The sequence below is a fragment of the Yersinia sp. 2541 StPb PI genome, assembly GCF_052217145.1.
GTDB classification, from domain to species: Bacteria; Pseudomonadota; Gammaproteobacteria; order Enterobacterales; family Enterobacteriaceae; genus Yersinia; species Yersinia enterocolitica_E.
Window position 1 is genome coordinate 1,397,897 of record NZ_JAZGQB010000001.1, and the last position, 21,410, is coordinate 1,419,306.

The following is a 21,410-nucleotide window of genomic DNA, read 5'->3' on the forward strand; positions in this document are numbered from 1 at the left end:
ACGCTGCATTTTTATGCAGCTATAGAACATAAAGGAGCGGATTTTGACATAAGGGTCGCTGTAACGCCAATGACTTCCTTCTTAGTCTATGTTGTCGTGCTCAACTCTGCTCCTGACAGATTTGCCCCCCGCATCACCGACGTGAATCAATGATGCGGGGCATTCACTAGGCTTGATAAACCACATTACCGCCGATCAGCGTAGAGTCCACCTGTGTCTGGTAAATAGCGTTTGGCGACTGCTCAAACAGGTTATTTTTCAGAATGATAATATCGGCGAACTTCCCTGCTTCCAGTGAGCCGATATATTGCTCTTTGGCAATCATATAAGCGGCATCAATAGTGGCAGAACGTAATGTTTCAATCAGCGTCAGGTCACGATCATTATCCAGCCGTGGGCCAGCCGGATGACCGTCGAGATCCCATGCACGACGGGTCATACCCACTTGCAGGTTGTACCATTCATCTAGCCGGTCAATGGGCCAGTCACTGCCATACGCAATACGTGCGCCAGCATCAAGGAAGCGTGCTGCTGGCTCCATATGCAGGAAACGGGCCTCGCCCAACATCTCACGCTCTTCATCAATTAGTACCCCCGGTAAGCCGGCCCACTGGAAGGAAAGCACTGCTGTTGCTCCCAGTTTGGCAAAACGATCATATTGATGGGGGGCAACCAGCTCGTTATGTGCTAATCCTGGGCGGATATCTTTGCCCGGCAAGGCGGCGCGCATCTGTTCCACTGCATCCAGCACCATCTCGATGGCCCCATCACCCACGGTATGAGTGTGTGGATGAAGACCTGCGCGGGCGCACTCCAGAATCACGGCATTGACTACTGGCGCGCTAAAATAGAGGTCGCCATAGCGCTCGGTATCTTGCCAGTCAGGTTGTTGTGCTGAACCCTGGTTGGCACGATACGCCTCCAGTAATGCAGCGGTCATGGTTGGGGGTTGCAATACCCCGTCGATAAACAATTTCAGGTGATCGACGGCGAAACCCGGTGCGGGTGTCCATGCTTGGCTTCCCCATTGGTGGGCGAACTCTAGCACCTCTTGTACCACGCGAGCGGCGTCCTGTGGGCCTTGCAGGCTATCAGGGGTCACTTCTTTAGCACCCAGTACCCGTAAGGTTAATGCGTCACGTTCATGCAAGCGACGGAAAGCCAGTAACTGTTCGGCAAAAACACGAGTATCCATCACGGTAGTGACACCTTGCGCATTAAGTACTTGCTGCACATGGGCCGCAATTTGCACATTCTTTTCCGCTGTGGCGGAGGGGATACTGTCAAAGGCGCGCATGGCGGGCGCATCTTCCAAAATACCGGTCAATTTACCGTGGGTATCGCGGGCAATTTTGCCATCTGGCGGTACTGGGGTGTATTCATCAATACCCAGCAATTCCAGCGCGCGGCTGTTGGCCGCCAGCGTGTGGCAGTCATTGGAGAACAATGCGATTGGACGGCAGGTATTGAGCGAATCCAAGGCCTTTCGGCTCATATCAGCGCCGACGGGTGTCATCGCCTGACGCTGCCAGGCGCGCACGGTCAGCCAGTCATTTTCACCGTTAAAAGGATCGCTATCGAGGTGTTGCTGGATAATATCCAGTGTCTGTTCAACACTTAGCGCAGCGTAATTGAGGTTACAACCAATCAGTTGTTTCCCGCCCCAAAACGGGTGCATATGGCTGTCAATCAGGCCGGGCATCATAAACTTACCCGCCAGATCGATAAGTTGAGTATGCGCGCTAGCGAATTGCTGTTTGATCTCCTCACCGCCCGTGGCCAGAATATAGCCCTGGCCGATGGCGATGGCACTGCAAACCGTATTATCAGCATCTGCCGTATAAATTGTGCCGTTGTAATAAATACTGTCGGCGACAGGAGTCTGTTTAGTCATGTTATGTACTTTATAATATGTCCCTTCTTCCTTGACGTTAGCTGCTCCCGGCATGTTTATCACCTGAATTGCTAACCTCTGTCAGCTCATCGGGATTGGTTGCTGTGCTGCCACGCCAATGACGTTGGGGATTTGAGGAATCAGATAATCATTATAGCCTGTCCTATCAGGGAAAACTCTCTGAGTTAAGTACCGGCCAAGGTGAGAATCTATTAATGGTTTTTCAATAACTCGCTTCTCATCATTGCGGCCAGATGGCGCAAGATTTCTGCTTCTGAAAAACCTAACTCGGTAAACTGGGTTAGACCATCCAGACCGCACACCAGCCCGATCAGCCGCCAGGCAACATCACTGGCATTGATATCTGAGCGAAATTCATCGCAGGTAATGCCGGTATGGATCACCGCCACGGTAGCCGCATGCCAGTCTGACATCGACGCCGCATAGGCTTCCTTAATAAGTTCATCGCGCTCGGCTAGCATTGAAATTTCATTCCACAACCGGGTTTCTCTTCGGCCGGCTTCATCTTGTGGATAGCCCAACACTTGCTGTATCCGTTCAACGGCAGGTAAGTTTTGACTGTTTAGCGCAAAAGCAGATAACGACTGTTTAACTAAGAGTAGAAAAGCATCTGCGCGTAGTCGTGAGACTGATGTGAAATGGTGATGAACTTGCCCAACAGCCACGCCGGCTTCGCTGGCAACACGACGTACAGTGGTTGCCGCCATCCCTTCACTTATCGCGACACGCATCGCAGCCTGCAAAAGGGTGTCGTGGCGTTCCTCACGGTTCAAATAGGCCAAAGAGACTCCTTATCTGACTTATTAGTGTTTCAGCCATTATGTGATGAATTGGACGCTAGTTCAACTTTCCGCTATTATTGACATATTGAACAGGTGTTCAACATTAATATATGCCTTATTTGAGCGTTTTGTATGTCTAAAAAGTGGATGATTTTCTACGTTATTATTCTGATGTATCTCCCAGTTTCTATTGATGCAACTGTATTACATGTGGCCGCCCCACGGCTGGGTATTGCACTGTCAGCCACGGGCAGTGAATTGCTGTGGATTATTGATATTTACTCACTGGTTATGGCCTGTTTGCTGCTGCCAATGGGGGCGCTGGGGGATCGCATCGGTTTCAAACGGTTGGCGTTGTTGGGGTCGGTACTGTTCGGGCTTGCTTCACTGGCGGCGGCTTTTGCACCATCGGTTGCCGCGCTCATTGCGGCACGCGCTTTCTTGGCGATAGGTGCGGCGATGATCCTGCCGGCAACCTTGTCGGCGGTGCGCCATATCTTTACCGATGAACGAGAAAGGGCATTGGCGCTGGGGATATGGGTTGCCATCGGAACGACGGGTGCCGCGATGGGGCCACTGGTTGGTGGATTATTGATGGAATATTTCTACTGGGGTTCAGTCTTCCTGATCAATATCCCTATTATTATTGCAGTGGTTATTGCCACGCTGCTGGTTATACCGAGCCAGCCAGTGCGGGTGGAACAGTCATGGAGATTGGCTCCGGCACTGGTATTGATTACTGCGATCCTATTGCTGGTCTATGCGGCGAAAACCGGGCTGCGCGGTGGGGGAGATATAAGGGTAACTTTCCTAACCGCGTGTATCGGGGGCGCGATGCTGTTTGCTTTTGTTCGTCACCAGTTATCAACGACAGCTCCAATGATCGATTTTCGCCTGATAAGCCAGCGGGTGATCGCTGTTGGTATGGCAATGGCCATGACGGCAATGATAACGCTGGTTGGTTTTGAATTGCTGCTGACACAGGAATTGCAGTTTGTGTTAGGTAAAAGCCCACTCGAAGCGGGTATATTTCTAATGCCATTGATGATTGCCAGTGGTGTTAGCGGGCCGATATCCGGTTGGCTGGTGGCTAAATTGGGGTTACGTACCGTCGCAAGCGCGGGTATTGCATTTAGCTCATTGAGTTTTCTCGGCCTGGCCTGGACCGATTTTGCCACGCAAGTTTATCTGGCATGGGGATGGATGATAGTGCTGGGGTTCAGTATTGAAGCCTCGTTATTAGCTTCTACTGCGGCGATTATGAGTGCGGCTCCCCCGGAAAAAGCCAGTGCGGCAGGGGCGGTTGAGGGTATGGCTTATGAGCTGGGGGCGGGATTCGGGGTGGCAATATTTGGTTTGATGTTATCGCGGGCCTATACCGCGTCTATTGAATTACCAGCAGATTTACCTGCTGATCTGGTTGAGCAGGCCAGTGCTTCTATCAGTGAAACTATTCAGGTGGTCAATAGCCTTGGTGGGAATGAGCATCTACTGACCAGCGCCAAACTTGCCTTTTCTGCCTCGCATAGTTTGGTATTAGGTACTGCCAGCGCACTGTTAATTCTGCTGGCGGTGGTGGTGTGGTTTACCCTGCCGGGGAAGAAAATACGGCAATTGGGCAAACAGAGTGCCACACCTCACTGATTAGCGGGTGGTTAACACTTCATTAATTAAACAGTCATTACTCTTACTTAACTGTGTGATATACCTATTTAGGGTTTGAAACATTAGGGTTTGAAATAGGTAAGGTCTGAGCAATGACTGAGCAAACGTCCTCCGTACAACTTGATCTCGATAGCGCGGCTCAGCCTCCCATAGTGTATATCAGGGGGGATTGGGTACTGGCGCATTATCGCTTTTTGGAACCCCAAGTGGCGCAGTTGCGCGCGAATATGCCCAGTGGCGTAGTATTTGACCTCAACCAACTCGGGGCGTTAGATACCGCCGGTGCAACGTTGCTAGCTCTACTTATGGGTGAGAATCGTGTGGCAAATTTACGCGAACTTGCGCCTAAATTGCCAGAAGAACGGCGAACCTTACTTGAAACGGTAAGCCATGTATTGCCTGACTTAGCGCCTGAGTCGTCAGAAAAACCCGCACGATTTTGGCTGGAGATGCTGGCTAACACCGGCCGTTCGGTAGATAACTTATGGCAAGATATTAAGTCACTATTGGGCTTTATTGGCCTGACGCTGGAAACCTTGCTGGGAACACTCTTTCGGCCCTCACGCTGGCGCATTACCTCATTAATTGCCAATATTCAACAGATTGGCCTCAATGCTGTACCGATCATTATGTTGCTCACCTTTTTGGTGGGGGCAGTTATCGCTTTTCTCGGTGCCACCGTACTCACTACCTTCGGCGCGGGCATTTTTACCGTCGATTTGGTGGTATTTTCTTTTTTACGTGAATTTGCGGTACTGCTTACCGCTATCCTGATGGCAGGGCGGACAGCCAGTGCTTTTACCGCTGAAATTGGCTTGATGAAAGCCAATGAAGAGATTGATGCTATCCAGACGCTGGGCTTGAATCCGGTCGAATTGCTGGTGCTACCGCGCGTCTTGGCACTATTAATTTCTCTGCCGATGCTGACCTTTATTGGTATGGTTTGTGGTATTTTTGGTGGCATGGTGGTGTGCGCCTTAACACTGGATATCTCTCCAACCATGTTTTTGTCGATTATGCAAAACAGTAATGGGTTGCAGCATTTTCTGGTGGGTATAAGCAAAGCCCCTATTTTTGCTTTCCTGATTGCTATTATTGGCTGTCTGGAGGGGTTCAAAGTGACGGGTAGTGCTGAATCTGTCGGGGTCCATACCACCACCAGTGTGGTGCATTCGATCTTTGTGGTGATTTTGCTTGATGCCGTGGCAGCGCTATTTTTCATGGAAATGGGGTGGTGAGCCAAATGACGCAAGATGCAATTATTCAAATTCGCTCTCTGGTTAACTGCTTTGGCGCACAGTGCGTGCATCAAGGGTTAAATCTTGATGTTAAGCGCGGCGAGGTTTTGGGCGTGGTTGGCGGCTCGGGTACCGGTAAATCGGTTCTGTTACGCAGTATTGTTGGGCTACGTCGTCCGACTGACGGGCAAATTCATGTTTTTGGTGAAGATTTAATGACACTGTCAGGTCAATCCCGCTCCATGGTCGAGCGCCGATTTGGCGTATTATTTCAACGAGGCGCACTGTTCAGCTCTCTAACCGTGACCGAAAACGTGGCGTTGCCATTAATAGAAAACGCCGGGTTACCCCGGGCTGAGGCTGAGCGTCTGGCTCAGGTTAAACTGGCACTGGCCGGGTTACCGCCAGGCACTGGCAGTAAGTATCCGGCATCACTGTCGGGTGGCATGGTCAAACGTGTTGCGTTAGCCCGTGCCTTGGCGCTCGACCCAGATATTCTGTTTCTTGATGAACCGACAGCGGGCCTTGATCCCATCGGTGCGGCGGCGTTCGACAGTTTGATCCGCACCCTGCGGGATGCCCTCAATCTGACGGTATTTTTGGTAACTCACGATCTGGATACGCTGTATACGTTGTGTGATCGTGTGGCGGTGCTTTCGCAGAAAAAAGTGCTGGTGGTTGATACTCTGGATAAAGTTGCGGCGACTGATGATGCCTGGATTCAGGCGTATTTTCATGGCCCACGAGGCCGGGCTGCTTATCAGGCAGCGGCAATTAACAGTGGAGAGAGGTGGTAATATGGAAACCCGTGCTCATCATGTTGTTATTGGTTTGTTCACTCTTATTGTGGTGAGTGCCGCGCTGCTGTTTTGCCTATGGCTGACAAATTCCGGTTCTGACCGCCAGTTCAGATTGTACGATATCGTTTTCAATGAACCGGTGAGTGGCCTGTCACAGGGCAGCACCGTTCAGTACAGCGGGATTCGAGTCGGTGAGGTGACACAATTGCGGTTGGACCGAGAGAATCCTAATAAGGTTTGGGCACGTATCCGCGTCTCTGCATCTACTCCGATACGCGAGGATACTCAAGCCCGCCTGACAGTTGCGGGTATTACCGGCACTTCAAATATTCAATTCAGCAGTGGCAGCCAGGACAGCCCGTTGTTGGAAGGCAAAGATGGCGATGTTCCTATCATTATTGCCACCCCTTCGCCGATGAGTCAGTTACTGGCTAACGGTGAGAATTTCATGACCAATGCTAATGAAGTGTTGGTGCGCTTGAACCAGTTGCTGGCACCGGATAACCAGCAGCGCCTGATAACGACACTGGATAATCTCGCGCTGGTCACTCAAACCGTGGCTGATCAACGTGGCGATCTTCGTACCCTGTTGCAGCAGTTGGCGCAGGCCAGTAAACAGGCTAATGAGACACTGGCCCAAACTAATCGCCTGCTGCGTAATGCTAACGGCTTAATGGATGGGCAGGGGAAACAACTGGTCAATGATGCCGCCAAGACCATGGCATCGTTGCAAAATACCAGTACCATCCTCAATAAATTGGTGAATGAAAATAAAACCTCACTCAATAACGGGATGCAAGGGATGAATGAGCTGGGGCCGGCTGTGGATGAGCTGCGCAGAACATTAGCGACATTACGTGCCGCCGTTTCTCGTTTGGAAGAAAACCCAGCGGCCTTGTTGCGCGGCTGGGAAAGAACACAGGAGTTTACGCCTTAATGCTCTCTCTTAATCTAATGCGCTATGCAGGCCGCCGTGTGTGGCTATTGATGATATCTGGCGGGGCGATACTGCTCTCTGCCTGTACCATTTTACCCTCGGCCCCCGTATCACAAGTTTATCTTCTGCCGGTGCCACCAGCAGTGAGTGCGCCGCGCGCGCAGACAGTAAACTGGTCATTACGGGTTTCACAACCGGCGACGAACCAGTTTCTTAATAGCTCACGCATAGCGGTGCAGCCTCAGGGCCAGGAGATTGCAGTTTATAAAAACTCTCGTTGGAGTGATTCAGCGCCGATTCTGGTGCGCAATCGTCTTATTCAGGCGTTCCGTAGTGATGGACGAATCCGCGCAGTCAGTAGCGATGATGACAGCCTACAGGCTGATGTGGAGTTGAGTGGTGATTTGTCTGCGTTCCAAGGGGTATATCATGTTGGTAGCAGCGAAGTGCTGATCCGCTTTGATGCCCGGCTGGTAAGAATTTCGGACCGTAGGATTATTGCGACCCGCCAGTTTGAAATTCGCCAACCGATAACAGGTAGCGAGATGAATGAGGTGATTCAGGCCTTTGGCCTGGCCAGTGACCAGTTAGCCACCCAAGTGCTCAACTGGACCATGCAGCAGTCTCCTCAGTAGCACGGGTTATCAAACTAGGACAGGTTGAAGCGAGAATATCGTGATAGCTTAGGTTTTATTTTAGGCGAGTTGGCAGTAGCTAACTCGCCTTTTTAATCGGCGGTTTATGGATTCAGAGAAAGAATCTCGCCCAAGGGGGAAAATATTCTCTTTATTGTTTTGTGACTAGTATCTCATTGGGTGTAGTACTTATGGTAAGTAAATTATTTAACTTGTTGTATTTCATGTATTTTTAATTAAATTTATCTGTATTTGAATTTTTCATTAAAGAGAATAATATTCTCCAGCTATTAAAAACAACAGGAAAATATGAAAAGTATTTCTCCCATTAAAACCATAAGATAAAAATAAATAAAATCACTGATTAATTATTTCAAATGCAAAAAATTACGCATCAACAGTTGCTCGATTGGTTAAGAAAAGAAGTAAAACTTTCATTAGGTTGTACTGAACCTATTGCTATTGCGTATGCTGCTGCGGTGGCTGCCAAATATCTCAACGCACCGATATTAAAAATAACGGGGGAGATATCGGAGAATCTGTATAAAAATGCGATGGGGGTCACTATCCCGGGAACAACTTATTGCGGAGTGACTCTTGCGGCGGCGATAGGGGCTATTGGCGGTAACGCGGATGCCGATTTAGAAGTATTGAAAGACATTACTGCGGCACAAATTACCCAAGCTTATATGTTCAATGAATCAGGTAAAGTGTGTTTAAACGCAGTAGATGCTGCGGACTTTATTTTTATTGATATTACGTTATATAGCCTTGATGAACACTGCCGGGTTGTGATTCAAGGTGGCCATACCAATGTCACGCAAGTATATATTAATAATATAAAACAAATATTAGCCCGAGACTTAATCACCGACAATGAAAAGGGCGCACTACCCGAATTTTCACTTAACGACGCATTTAAATTTGTGACCGATGTTGGTGCTAAAGATATTATGTTTATGTTGAAAAGTGCTGAGATTAATACTGCGCTTTCTGATGAGGGGCAAAGGAAGAGCTATGGTTTGAACGTGAGTGGGGCGCTGTCGCAGGCCAGGAAAAACGGCTTTATCAGCACTGACTTACTGAGCCAAATGTTGATCAACACCACTGCGGCGTCAGATGCCCGTATGGGAGGCGCACCCTTACCCGCGATGTCAAATTATGGCTCAGGTAATCAAGGGATTACCGTGACAATGCCGGTAGTGACACTTGCCAGACATCTAAATACCGATGATGAAACCCTGGCCAGGGCATTAGCATTGGCTCATTTGGCTGCAATTTCAATTCATATGCGTTATACCCGATTGTCTGCATTGTGTGCGGCTTCAACGGCAGCAATGGGCGCAGCGGCAGGTATGAGTTGGTTATTGACCCAAGATTTTCAGACTATCTCCTACGCGGTCAGTAATATGATCAGTGATATCAGTGGGATTATTTGTGATGGTGCATCAAATAGTTGTGCGATGAAAGTGTCTACTGCCACCGCCTGCGCATTTAAGTCGGTGTTGATGGCGCAACAAAATAGCGTTGCAGGGGAGCGTGATGGCATTGTTTCTTGTAATGTTGAAGGTTCTATCAACAATTTATGTAAATTAGTGTTATCGCCGATGAGGCAAACAGATAAAGAAATTATCAGTATAATGACACGTAAATAAATATTACGGTTTAACTGCGTGGCCTAACGTCATTATTAATAATGATCGGTGGGTTATCGTAAAAATTTAAAGGGACAAATAATGAATAAGTCAAAATCGATCGCGACTCTGGTTATCCATGCCGGAGATCAAGTTGACCGGGGCAATAATGCTATTTTTCCACCAATTACTACTGCCAGTTCTTTCATTCAACCCAATTTAGGCGAAGAAGGGGAGTTTTGTTATTCCCGTTGCAGTAACCCGACAAGATATGCGTATGAAACCGCCTTGGCTGAGTTAGAAGGTGGTATCTATGCCACAGCGACCGCTTCCGGTATGGCAGCAACTGCACTTATATTGGAGTTGCTACCTAAAGATTCCCATGTATTAGTAATGAAAGGGGTCTATGGCGGTACTTATCGGTTGTTTGAACGTCTGCGTAAACACACTTCAGGCACCACATTCAGTTATGTCGATCTTAACGATCTGGCGTCAGTAAATAGCCATATTCAGAAGAATACAGCTTTAATCTGGATTGAAACGCCCACTAACCCACTGTTGGAATTAGTTGATATTGAAGCGGTATGCCAGGTTGCCAAAAGCAGGGGAATAATGAGCTGCGTGGATAATACCTTTGCCAGTGCCTGGAACCAACGGCCGCTCACTTTAGGTGCTGATATTGTTATGCTCTCTACCAGTAAATATATTGGTGGGCATTCAGATTTAATTGGCGGTGCAGTTATTACCAATGTGCAGAATATTGCCGACCAACTGGATTTTTGTAAAACCACCGTTGGGGCTATTGCTTCGCCGTTTGATGCCTATTTGGCATTGCGCGGCATGAAAACACTTGATGTTCGTATGGAACGTCAATGCAGTAATGCTTTAAAAATTGCTCAGTTTTTAGAGCAACATCCTAAGGTGCTGGATGTGCATTACCCTGGTCTGGAATCTCATCCTCAATATCAATTATGTAAAAAACAGATGCGTTCTGGCGGGGCGGTAGTCAGTATCCGATTAAAAGGCGATATAACAGCGGTGAAAACCTTTATTGCCAAGTTAAATTATTTTGTTTTAGCCGAATCACTGGGGGGTGTTGAAAGTATGGTTAACCATTCTGCTTCAATGTCGCATGGTTCAATGTCTCAAGAAGAGAGGGAAAATATAGGCATATACGATACAACACTACGGCTTTCAATCGGTATCGAAGATATTAATGATTTAATAGCAGACACAGAGCAAGCCCTTTCCTTTATACAATAATTAATAGGGTAGTCATATGCATGATTATGGCGTGTGGACAATTATAACTCCACTGGTAACTATTTGTTTGGCGATTTTTACTCGGCAGGTAATATTGTCGTTATTAATGGGGATAGTTGTTGGATTTACGGTTATTAATGATCACGATCTACTTCAGGGGATCAGTGGCACTTTAAATGGAATTATTGATACATTCTCTTCTCCAGGTAATACTCGTACCGTTATTTTTATGGTGATGATTGGCGGGATCATGCGCTTAATTGTCGTGACCGGGGGCGTTCGAAGTTTAGTTCGCGCCTTAACAGAAAAAACTCAGTTTGTTACCAATAAAAAAGCAGTGCAGTTGTTGGCGATGGTGATTACGTCAATTATTTTCATTGAAAGTTCGATCAACCAACTTATTGCCGGTGCATCGACCAAAGATCTGGCAAAAAGATACGGTCTATCACCAGAGAAAATGTCTTATATTGTCCAAACCTCCTGTGTATCGGTCTGTTCTTCAGCAATGATTAATGGTTGGGGGGCGGCAATGATGGGGGTTATCGGTGTCCAGATCGCCAAAGGGTACATCGATGGACAGCCTTTTGAGATTCTGGCCAGATCGATGGTGTGGAATCTGATGGCATGGTTCTCGTTGGCGTCCGTACTGTTCTATATTTTCTCTGGGGCATCCTGGGGGCCGATGAAGAAGGCTGAAGTGAATTACATCAGCAAACAGGATCTGCACGTTGAGAAAGAACCCGATGAAGTCATTGATCATCCGGCGTGTAATTCATTGCTAAATTTCCTTATCCCTATTCTGTCGACTGTTATTGCGGTGCCGGTTGCACTTTATGTCACTGGCGATGGTGATTTCACTAAAGGTAGCGGCTCTATGTCGGTATATAGCGCCGTGATGTTTGGGACAACGGTTTCTTTTGTTTGGTTCTGTGGGCGACGGATCCTGAATATAGAATCCTTTTTTAAAGAGTTGTATATCGGTTACGCCAGTATGGTGAAAATCAGCTCAATAATGGTATTGGCATTTTTGATGGGGAATGTCTCTGCTGATCTCAATACCGGGCAATATATTGCCACTATCACCTCCGGTGTTATTTCTCCTGGATTCTCAATTGGCTTTATTTTTATTATCAGTGCAATTATGTCGCTAGCTACGGGGACGTCATGGGGCACGTTTGCCATTATGATCCCCATAGGTGTTCAGCTTGGGGTTTCTTTGGGGATGCCAGTGGAATATATGATTGGTGCGGCCATTGCAGGTTCTATTTTTGGTGACATGACATCGCCTATCTCTGGTGATGCCATTGTGGCGTCTATGGCGACGGATTGTGACCATATTGAGCATATTCGAACACAAATGCCCTATGCCATTGCAACTGCAAGTATTGTTTTGGCAATCTATCTCTATCTCGGTTTTACGGTATAACCTGATGGCCTTCTATCTTACTGTTAGATAAGAATGGTCAACGGATACCACTCCAAATAATGCCATTATAAATATTTGTAATGGCATTATTTCTGCTTTTAACTCCTGCTATTTCCCGCTGGAAATGCTTAATTTAATGAATTCACCGCTTTTATTTCTGCTGTATTTACCTGCTTGCTTACTGTGCTTATGTCAGGTTAAGTAAAGTCCAACAATTAAACTGACCGAGTAATTATCGACTCCCGCAAAATAACTGACGGCGGTTGGAAAAATATATCTTATATAAAATAAGTGTTGATTTTATGTTTCGAAATGTTTGACTATTGTTCTGTAAATTGAGCAAAAGGGAATCATTATGCTTTGGAAAAATACCAGGGAGCAGTTCGGGCGCATGACTATTGCTATCCACTGGTTAGTGGCATTTACGGTGTATGCGTTGTTTGCCCTGGGTTTATGGATGGTAACTCTGGGCTACTACGATGGCTGGTATCATCAGGCACCTGAAATACATAAAAGCATCGGATGCATACTGTTTGCGGTGATGTTATTTCGGGTGATTTGGCGCTTTATTTCGCCGCCCCCCAAACCCTTATTGAGTTATAGCCGTTTAACTCGGGTAAGCGCGATATTGGCGCATTTGATTTTATATATTGTCCTATTTTGTATCATGTTCAGCGGTTATTTGATCTCAACAGCAGATGGGCAACCAATCAATATATTTGGTTGGTTCAATGTCCCTGCAACACTGACCAATCTACCTGACCAGGCAGATACTGCCGGAACTGTACATCTCTATTTGGCTTGGGCAGTCGTCGTGCTTTCACTGTTGCATGGACTGGCCGCGATTAAGCACCACTTTATTGATGGTGATGTAACCCTTAAGCGGATGCTGGGACGTAGCACCGATTAACCAACTGTATTATGGAGAATTAAATATGTTTAATAAGACCCTGTTGGGCCTGGCTGTAGGTGCACTGATGTTTACCGCAGGCAGTGCCGTAGCCGCCGAATATAAAATCGATAAAGAAGGGCAGCATGCCTTTATTGAATTCAGGATTAAACATTTAGGATATAGCTGGTTATACGGCAGTTTTAATGATTTTGACGGTTCTTTCACTTTTGATGAGAAAAATCCGGCCGCTGATAAAGTTAATGTGGTGATCAATACCAATAGTGTTGATACCAACCATGCAGAGCGTGACAAACATCTGCGTAGTAAAGATTTCCTGAATGTCGGTAAATTCCCACAGGCAACGTTTGAGTCGACCGACGTTAAGAAAAATGCAGAAGGCTATTCGGTCGTGGGTAACCTGACATTAAATGGTGTCACTAAGCCGGTGACATTGGAAAGCAAGTTGACTGGTCAAGGTAGTGATCCTTGGGGCGGTTATCGTGCTGGCTTTGAAGCAAATGGTACTATCAAGCTGAAAGACTTTAATATCACCACTGATTTAGGCCCGGCATCACAGGAAGTCGAACTGATTTTGTCAGTCGAAGGTGTTCGCGCCAAATAGTCAGAGCGATACCAATACCGTCGTTGTTTGACCTAAAGGAGCCTTGTGCTCCTTTTCTTTGGGTGCTACTCCGCGCTGACTTCTGGCGTTAAATGCTAAACTAATTAATCAGATATCTTTCCAATGACTATACTTAAAAAAACGAGCCGTAGCGTGCAAGCATCATTAAAAGATTGATCTGACTCACTAGTCGTATTTAATTGTTTGTGGGGTATATATGGCCAATGTTCCCAAAAAAACGCGCACTATCAAGCCTCCCTCCTATTTAGATGCCATTATTCCGATGTTGTCGTTGGTGTTACTCGTCGGCGCATCTGTCGCTCTGTTTGGCCTAAATGCCGTCAATGGACCATTACAGGTCGCGCTTATTCTTTGCACCATGATTACCGCTGTAATCATTATGAAGAATGGTCATGTATGGGAGGATATTGCCCAATCCACGCGTAAGGGAATATCAACAGTGGTTGGCGCGATATTTATCTTACTTGCTGTTGGTGCATTAATTGGGACCTGGAACATGTCGGGGACGATACCGACTTTAGTTTATTACGGCATTATTCTGATTACACCAAATTGGTTTTTCCCCATTACATTTCTTGTTTGTGTCGGGGTTTCTCTAAGTATTGGCAGCTCCTGGACAACGGCGGGAACCATTGGGGTAGGGTTGGTTGGGTTATCCAATATGATTGGTGTCTCACCAGAGATAACCGCAGGTGCCGTGATTTCTGGTGCCTATGTGGGTGACAAAATCTCGCCATTATCCGAAAGTACTGTGTTGGCCGCACAGTTGAATGGTGTTGAATTGTATCGCCATATACAGGCACAACTTTGGACCACAATTCCTGCCGCATTGGTTGCTTTGGTAGCATTCATCATATTGGGTATCAATCAACAAGCCAGCTTTGATGCCACAATTACGCACGCCGAATTAGCCCGATTTGATGAGTTATTCAACATTACGCCGTGGAATTTACTGCCACTGGTATTCTTGCTTGGATTATCCGTCGGTAAAGTCCCGGCACCGTTGGCCATTATTAGCGCGGCGTTATTGGCTGGTGTGATGGCAGCATTTATTCAGCCGCAGGCCATTGCGCGCTTTATTGCTGAACCTGATACCGCGTTACCCATTGCTGCGGTGAAGGGCGTTTGGTTGGCGATGGCTAATGGTTTTCAGGAGAACTCCGGTATTCCACAGATGGATGCATTGTTGTCGCGTGGGGGAATGGACAGCATGCTGCTGACTATCTGGTTGATTATCGGTGCAGTGACATTCGGTATTATGGTGGATGACTTTGGCCTGCTTAATAAACTGGTAACCCCGATTTTGTTGCGGGCTAAAACTGTTGGGCAACTTTTTGCTTCGGCGGTTGCTACGGCCATTGGGCTTAATATCGTCGCGGGTGATCAATATATTGCTTTATTGCTGCCAACACGGTTATTCCACGGTGAATTTGCCAAACGCGGGTTAGCACCTGAAAATCTCTCACGCCTGGTGGGGGATGCCGGTATCGTCACCTCTCCGTTGATTCCCTGGAATTCTTGCGGTGCTTATATGGCGGCGGTATTGGGTGTATCCACCATGGGCTATCTGCCATTTGCGGTATTTAATATTGCCGCGCCGATAGTCACGCTAATACTGGGTATCACCGGCTATAAGGTCCGCCGTATTGTGGTTGAGAGAGCATCATCGGTGCCACCAATAGCCAGTGATCGCCGAGAGGATGGGCTATAAACACCAGCTGTTCCTTGCTATGCCCAATATACGCCCAGTGAACTGGGCGCTTTATTGATGGTTGAGCGCTAATTGGCTTAAATATGGCCCGTCACTGATTGAATCCCTGATAATCAGTTCGGACTGAAATATATTTTCAGTTGATAAATATCCTCCGTCCAGCATTGAAATTAGCCGATTAATGACGTCATTTATCATACCGCTGACGGGGTCTTTAATACTGGATAACGATGGACTTAGAAAAGGTGCAATGGGGATATTGTCGAAGCCAATAAGAGAGACCGCTTCAGGTACGCTGATCCCTGCCTGATTTAATCTTTTCATGGCACCAATTGCCATATCATCATTGCTGGCGATAATCGCACTAAATGGTTGTTGGCTGGCTAATAACGATTCTACCGCAGTTGCACCACTGAGCGGGGTCCATTTTCCTTGAATAATAAGGTTATCGCGCAGCGGAAGAGAAAATGCATTTAATGCTTCTTTATATCCAGAAAGGCGCTCAATCGCTGTTGGTGAATCCAGTGAGCCGGTGATAAATGCAATATCCTGATGGCCCCGCTCAATGAGATATTTTGTCGCATTATAACTGGACCCTTTATGATCGCAGAAAGTACAGTGGCTGTGGTTTTTTCTTAATTTTCTGTTGACCACCATAATGGGCTGCTTATATTTATCAATAATAAGATCCATATCATCCACAGTTAAAAATCGGGGATAAATTATTATTGCGTCGCAACGTAAGTCGAGCAGGAATTGGATTGCTTCTTGTTCCTCTTCCGCGCTGTGTTTCCCGTCAACCAGCACCAGTTGACGGCCATTATTCTCTAATTTTTTGGCCGCTTGAGACAGTATTTCATTAAAGTAGTTACCATTATAAAGAGTATTGGTCACCACCAAACCAATGCATTGTGATTTATTGGTCGCCAGATTTCTTGCCAGCAAGTTTGGTCGATATCCGCTCTCTTCAATCGCTTTATATACCTGCGCTTTAGTCACTTCACTGACATAGCCTTTGCCTGACAGAACACGCGAAACAGTGGCTTTCGAGACACCTGCTTTTTTTGCCACTTCTAGCATTGTAGACATAGGTCTTTCCTACCCGTTGAAAATTATTGTCATTCTATACCTTTCGCCCTCGAAACTGCACGGCTGTTAGCAATATTCACTTACCCTATGGGCGGGTAGACATGCTGTTCCAATTGGGTTCTGGCCCATGCGCTATAGACTGGCGGCTGACTGGCAATACTCAGTTCTTTAGGCTCACAACTACTGTCGTGCACAATAACACGCCTAATTAATGCTGATCGTTATCACAAAATAAGAATTTAATTACTCCATCTATTGAATTGCAGTCAGTAATTTAAGATTCTCGTGTGGAACCGGTTACCTAGTTGCCTGATAATAACTAAAAGCAAGGGTGTATCGGCAGGTAATATTTAAATAACACTATGAATATAATAGCTAATTACCATTTATGCTGGTGAGGATAGTCCCTCTTCGATGGCAAATGGTTTGCTTAGCTCGGCGTGCGTCATTACGGGGAGTTGCTACTCATGTCAAAGAATTATGCCGCAGTATCTGCATCGATAGTCGATGCCATTGGTGGGGCGAATAACATCGCGGCGGTGACCCACTGTATGACGCGTTTACGCTTTGTGCTTAACGATGATAGTGCGGTTGATCTGGCGAAGTTGAAGTCCATCACCGGTGTGCTGGGTGTGGTGCGCAATGAAAACCAGTGTCAGGTCATTATTGGTAATAACGTTTCATATGCCTATGCTGAAGTGCTAAAACTGCTGCCGGAAGGCCTGGTAGCTGAAAATACGCTGCCGCAAAAAAATAAAATAACCTTGAAACGCATCGGCGCGGGGATCCTTGATGCGCTGATTGGCACCATGTCACCTCTGATTCCTGCCATTATCGGTGGTTCAATGGTCAAACTGTTGGCCATGATTCTGGATATGACCGGTGTTTTTGGCAAAGGCTCATCGACACTGATTATTCTCAATGTCATTGGTGACGGGGCGTTCTTCTTCCTTCCGGTTATGGTTGCTGCTTCTGCCGCACTCAAATTTAAAACCAATATGTCACTGGCTATCGCCATTGCCGGGGTGTTGGTTCATCCCGCCTTTATTGATTTAATGGCCAAAGCTGCACAAGGCCAACAAGTTGAGTTTATGGGCATTTCGGTCACGGCGGTGAAGTATACCTATACCGTTATTCCGGCATTATGTATGACCTGGCTGCTATCTTATATTGAAAGATGGGTGGATCGCATTACACCGGCGGTGACCAAAAACTTCCTTAAACCAATGTTAATTGTGCTGATTTCCGCGCCTATTGCCATCATGTTTATTGGCCCTCTGGGAATTTGGATCGGCAGCGGTATTTCTTCGTTAGTGTACACCGTTCATGACTATCTGGGCTGGCTCTCGGTAGCGATTATGGGGGCACTCTGGCCTTTATTGGTTATGACCGGCATGCACCGTGTCTTTACCCCAACCATTATTCAGACCATTGCGGAGACCGGCAAAGAGGGCATGGTTATGCCATCAGAGATTGGCGCTAATCTTTCACTGGGTGGCTCATCGTTGGCTGTCGCATGGCGAACCAAAAACCCGGAATTGCGCCAAACGGCGCTGGCTGCTGCCGCATCAGCGATTGTCGCGGGTATCTCTGAACCGGCACTTTATGGGGTGGCATTGCGTCTTAAACGCCCGCTGATCGCCAGTCTTATTAGTGGTTTTATTTGTGGTGCAGTCGCCGGAATCGGTGGGCTGGCAAGTCATTCGATGGCGTCCCCTGGATTATTTACCAGTGTCCAGTTCTTCGATCCGGCCAATCCAATGAGTATCGTATGGGTGTTTGGTGTGATGATTCTGGCCATCGTGATTTCGTTTATTACCACGCTGTTGCTGGGTTTTGAAGATATCCCGGTTGAAAATAGCGAAAGTGATACCGCCCATTCTGCTGTTGCGCCAAGCGCAGTAAAAATTAACTAAATACGAGGTATGTAATGCCAGTATCAACATTTCCCGACGGTTTCTTATGGGGCGGCGCATTAGCCGCAAACCAGGCCGAAGGTGCTTGCTTTGAAGGTGGAAAAGGGCTGACGACGGTTGATATGATCCCTCATGGACCACACCGTTTGGCAGTAAAACTGGGGCAGGAGAAGCGTTTTACCCTAAGAGATGATGAGTTTTATCCCAGTCATCAAGCGATCGATTTCTATCATCGTTATAAAGATGATATCGCGTTAATGGCTGAAATGGGGTTCACCGTATTTCGTACCTCAATCGCATGGAGTCGGATTTACCCTAACGGTGATGAGTTAACCCCGAATGCGCAGGGCATTGCATTTTACCGCGACCTTTTTGCCGAGTGTAAAAAGTACAATATTGAGCCACTGGTGACGCTGTGCCACTTTGATGTTCCCATGCATCTGGTCACAGAATACGGCTCGTGGCGTAACCGGAAGATGGTTGATTTCTTCGCTCGTTATGCGCGCACATGTTTTACGGCGTTTGATGGATTAGTTAAGTACTGGCTCACTTTTAACGAAATTAATATCCTGCTGCACAGTCCGTTCTCTGGCGCCGGGCTGGTGTTTGAGCAACAGGAAAATCAGGAGCAAGTAAAGTATCAGGCTGCTCATCATGAGTTGCTTGCCAGTGCCTTGGCGACAAAAATTGCCCATGAGGTTAATCCGAATAATCAGGTGGGGTGCATGCTGGCGGGGGGGAACTTTTATCCGCGCACTTGTAAACCCGAGGATGTGTGGGCCGCGCTGGAGAAAGACCGTGAAAATCTGTTTTTCATTGATGTACAGGCCCGAGGTGCTTATCCGGCTTATACCAAACGGCTTTTCAGGGAGAAAGGGATTTCAATTGTTACTGAAACGGGTGACGACGAGATACTCAAGCATACAGTGGATTTTGTCTCCTTTAGTTATTATGCCTCCCGCTGTGCGTCGGCCGATATGAACGACCATAACAGCAGTGCGGCGAATATCGTAAAATCGCTGAAAAATCCTCACATTGAGGCCAGTGAATGGGGGTGGGGTATTGATCCTTTAGGTTTACGCATCACCATGAATATGATGTACGACCGCTATCAGAAACCACTATTTTTGGTTGAGAATGGGTTAGGTGCCAAGGATGAAATTAACCCGCAAGGCGAGATTGAAGATGATTATCGCATCAGTTATTTGCGTGAGCATATCAAAGCTATGGGGGAGGCCATTGTTGATGGCATTCCGGTAATGGGTTATACCTCATGGGGTTGTATTGATCTGGTTTCTGCTTCTACCGGTGAAATGAGCAAGCGCTATGGTTTTGTTTATGTTGACCGTGATGATCAGGGCAAGGGCTCTTTAGCCCGTAAGAGAAAGAAATCCTTTTATTGGTACAAAAAAGTTATTGCCAGTAACGGTGCCGATTTGGATTAAGTCATCTGCCGGGATATCGTCTATAGCCGATATCCCCAGTGGATAAATATAGTCGGGAGCGGGTCCATTTTCTCCTTATGACGTATTACCCGGCACTATCATTACTATCGTGCGGGCCTTTCTTCAGATGAATCATGAAATCGGTAAATGCGGTGCGCAGCGGTGCAAACAGCGGGTGTTTACGGTTCTCCAGCATCGTTTCTGAAAACAGTTTCAGCCCGAGAGCAAATGCTGCGGTTTTCTCTTTGCCGAAGTCTATATCTTCCCGCATTTGTAACCGTTCGATGATGCCGAGGATCTCGTCATGATTCTCGGCTTCGAACGTTAGCGGGGCTTTCTCAATAGCGTCACCTTTGCGGTCGGTCAGCGGCTCAATGGTGATGCGATAACGATATCCCGGCATCAGCTTTTCTCCTGATCTTTTTCATCAGTTGTAGCCGAAGGCGGTGCTAACTCTTTTTCAATCACTTCTACCGCCGCCAGTAGTGCGGCGTTAATGCGTAAAACCTGCTCTGGTGCGACATCAGAACGCATCATACTGCTACGTAGAATGTGGCGTAAGCGATGCATAGCATCAGAAATACCTTCTGCCAGATTCCCTTCTGGCCGGCGATTTACCTGTGCCAAGCGGGAGAAAATCACATCCACCATCTGTTGATTTTGTTGTAATTCAACTTTACCGGCATCAGTGATCTGGTAGCTTTTACGGCCATTACCGGTTGCCACTGGCGTGACAAAATCTTGCTCTTCTAGCAGGGTTAGCGTTGGGTAGATAACCCCAGGGCTTGGAACATAGAGCCCGGAGGACGCCTCTTCAATTGCCTTAATCAGCTCGTAACCGTGGCTCGGTTTTTTATCAACCAGCGCTAAGAGGACGATGCGCAAATCCCCATGTTCGAACAAGCGATGCATTTTATCACCGCGACCACGCCTGCTGCCCCTTACTGCTTCAGCGCCTTCAGCGGTTATATGATGACGACCTCCGCGATGCATCCTTTCGCCACAGTGGCGCTGCCCTTCATGGTGTTCGCCGCCCTGATGATGACCACGTTTTGAAAAACCAAACATAATGACTCTCCTTTAGATATATCTAAACAATTTAGATATATCTAATTTAGATCGATATATCTAAATTGACAAGCAGAGAGTGATAAATAGTGAGTTTTATGGGTAAAAATAGAGGAGATTTGTACTCTATTTATTGATATATATGATAAATATTTATTATATGCCAGCGAGGAATAAAGTGAAGATAAAGTCCATATAGTGAGGGGAATGGGTTGGCTGGTGATGTTTTATCTGGAGTAAATGAGCTAAAAACTCTGTGTGTTTCCACTGCTGGTAGTCGTTAGGCAATTTTTGTTTTAGTGTTTCAACCTTGATTGTTCATTCTTTGTACTGAGCTTCAAAGTAGGGAGC

The 21,410-nt window shown here is 46.9% G+C and carries 18 protein-coding genes; 13 read left to right on the forward strand and 5 right to left on the reverse strand.

Going from position 1 to position 21,410, the window contains the following annotated elements; all coding sequences use genetic code 11:
- Nucleotides 1–166 precede the first annotated feature (166 nt).
- Together V1953_RS06195 and V1953_RS06200 are read right to left on the reverse strand one after the other, a co-directional pair.
- Nucleotides 167–1,894, reverse strand: coding sequence for an amidohydrolase (locus V1953_RS06195; protein ID WP_442850759.1), 1,728 nt, complete (start codon nucleotides 1,892–1,894; stop codon nucleotides 167–169).
- Nucleotides 1,895–2,106: 212 nt separating this feature from the next.
- Nucleotides 2,107–2,697, reverse strand: a complete 591-nt coding sequence (locus V1953_RS06200; RefSeq protein WP_083158179.1) for a TetR family transcriptional regulator — start codon at nucleotides 2,695–2,697, stop codon at nucleotides 2,107–2,109.
- A gap of 132 nt (nucleotides 2,698–2,829) precedes the next feature.
- Between V1953_RS06200 and V1953_RS06205 the strand changes: the two genes are divergently transcribed.
- The 11 genes from V1953_RS06205 to V1953_RS06255 all read left to right on the forward strand — a co-directional run bounded on the left by V1953_RS06205 (nucleotide 2,830) and on the right by V1953_RS06255 (nucleotide 15,541).
- A complete protein-coding gene (locus V1953_RS06205) occupies nucleotides 2,830–4,341 on the forward strand; it encodes a SmvA family efflux MFS transporter (RefSeq protein WP_442850760.1) in 1,512 nt (503 codons plus the stop codon).
- 113 nt (nucleotides 4,342–4,454) lie between these two features.
- A complete protein-coding gene (locus V1953_RS06210; RefSeq protein ID WP_442850761.1) occupies nucleotides 4,455–5,600 on the forward strand; it encodes an MlaE family ABC transporter permease in 1,146 nt (381 codons plus the stop codon).
- A 5-nt stretch (nucleotides 5,601–5,605) separates the two neighbouring features.
- Nucleotides 5,606–6,397, forward strand: a complete 792-nt coding sequence (locus V1953_RS06215; protein WP_193784620.1) for an ABC transporter ATP-binding protein — start codon at nucleotides 5,606–5,608, stop codon at nucleotides 6,395–6,397.
- A 1-nt stretch (nucleotide 6,398) separates the two neighbouring features.
- Nucleotides 6,399–7,337 carry an MlaD family protein gene (locus tag V1953_RS06220; RefSeq protein WP_442850762.1) on the forward strand — a complete coding sequence of 313 codons (939 nt, stop codon included), beginning with the start codon at nucleotides 6,399–6,401 and terminating at the stop codon, nucleotides 7,335–7,337.
- 17 nt (nucleotides 7,338–7,354) lie between these two features.
- Entirely contained in the window at nucleotides 7,355–7,972 is a 618-nt protein-coding gene (locus tag V1953_RS06225; protein ID WP_442821424.1) for an ABC-type transport auxiliary lipoprotein family protein, read from the forward strand.
- Nucleotides 7,973–8,349: 377 nt separating this feature from the next.
- Nucleotides 8,350–9,627, forward strand: coding sequence for an L-cysteine desulfidase family protein (locus tag V1953_RS06230; protein WP_083158184.1), 1,278 nt, complete (start codon nucleotides 8,350–8,352; stop codon nucleotides 9,625–9,627).
- Between the two features lie 81 nt (nucleotides 9,628–9,708).
- Nucleotides 9,709–10,869, forward strand: coding sequence for a trans-sulfuration enzyme family protein (locus V1953_RS06235; protein WP_442850763.1), 1,161 nt, complete (start codon nucleotides 9,709–9,711; stop codon nucleotides 10,867–10,869).
- Nucleotides 10,870–10,885: 16 nt separating this feature from the next.
- Complete coding sequence (locus V1953_RS06240; RefSeq protein ID WP_442850764.1) at nucleotides 10,886–12,295, forward strand: Na+/H+ antiporter NhaC family protein; 1,410 nt, start codon at nucleotides 10,886–10,888, stop codon at nucleotides 12,293–12,295.
- Nucleotides 12,296–12,650: 355 nt separating this feature from the next.
- Nucleotides 12,651–13,205: a cytochrome b gene (locus V1953_RS06245; protein ID WP_442847663.1), complete on the forward strand. Its 555-nt coding sequence runs from the start codon at nucleotides 12,651–12,653 to the stop codon at nucleotides 13,203–13,205.
- A gap of 25 nt (nucleotides 13,206–13,230) precedes the next feature.
- Nucleotides 13,231–13,809, forward strand: coding sequence for a YceI family protein (locus V1953_RS06250; RefSeq protein ID WP_083158188.1), 579 nt, complete (start codon nucleotides 13,231–13,233; stop codon nucleotides 13,807–13,809).
- A gap of 217 nt (nucleotides 13,810–14,026) precedes the next feature.
- Nucleotides 14,027–15,541 (forward strand): Na+/H+ antiporter NhaC family protein, encoded by a 1,515-nt coding sequence (locus V1953_RS06255; RefSeq protein WP_083158189.1) that lies wholly within the window; start codon nucleotides 14,027–14,029, stop codon nucleotides 15,539–15,541.
- A gap of 51 nt (nucleotides 15,542–15,592) precedes the next feature.
- Here the strand turns inward: V1953_RS06255 and V1953_RS06260 are convergent, their stop codons facing one another.
- On the reverse strand, nucleotides 15,593–16,630 hold the full coding sequence (locus tag V1953_RS06260; protein ID WP_083158190.1) for a LacI family DNA-binding transcriptional regulator: 1,038 nt from the start codon (nucleotides 16,628–16,630) through the stop codon (nucleotides 15,593–15,595).
- 467 nt (nucleotides 16,631–17,097) lie between these two features.
- Here V1953_RS06260 and ascF point away from each other — a divergent pair, with 467 nt between their 5' ends.
- Complete coding sequence (ascF, locus tag V1953_RS06265; RefSeq protein WP_193784621.1) at nucleotides 17,098–18,546, forward strand: PTS cellobiose/arbutin/salicin transporter subunit IIBC; 1,449 nt, start codon at nucleotides 17,098–17,100, stop codon at nucleotides 18,544–18,546.
- 14 nt (nucleotides 18,547–18,560) lie between these two features.
- Nucleotides 18,561–19,991 carry a 6-phospho-beta-glucosidase gene (locus V1953_RS06270; RefSeq protein ID WP_083158192.1) on the forward strand — a complete coding sequence of 477 codons (1,431 nt, stop codon included), beginning with the start codon at nucleotides 18,561–18,563 and terminating at the stop codon, nucleotides 19,989–19,991.
- Between the two features lie 85 nt (nucleotides 19,992–20,076).
- Here V1953_RS06270 and V1953_RS06275 read toward each other — a convergent pair whose 3' ends face one another.
- Nucleotides 20,077–20,394, reverse strand: coding sequence for a DUF3861 domain-containing protein (locus V1953_RS06275; RefSeq protein ID WP_372559531.1), 318 nt, complete (start codon nucleotides 20,392–20,394; stop codon nucleotides 20,077–20,079).
- On the reverse strand, nucleotides 20,394–21,059 hold the full coding sequence (locus tag V1953_RS06280) for a PadR family transcriptional regulator (RefSeq protein ID WP_083158194.1): 666 nt from the start codon (nucleotides 21,057–21,059) through the stop codon (nucleotides 20,394–20,396). The genes V1953_RS06275 and V1953_RS06280 overlap by 1 nt, the downstream gene beginning before the upstream one ends.
- Between the last annotated feature and the right edge of the window lie 351 nt (nucleotides 21,060–21,410).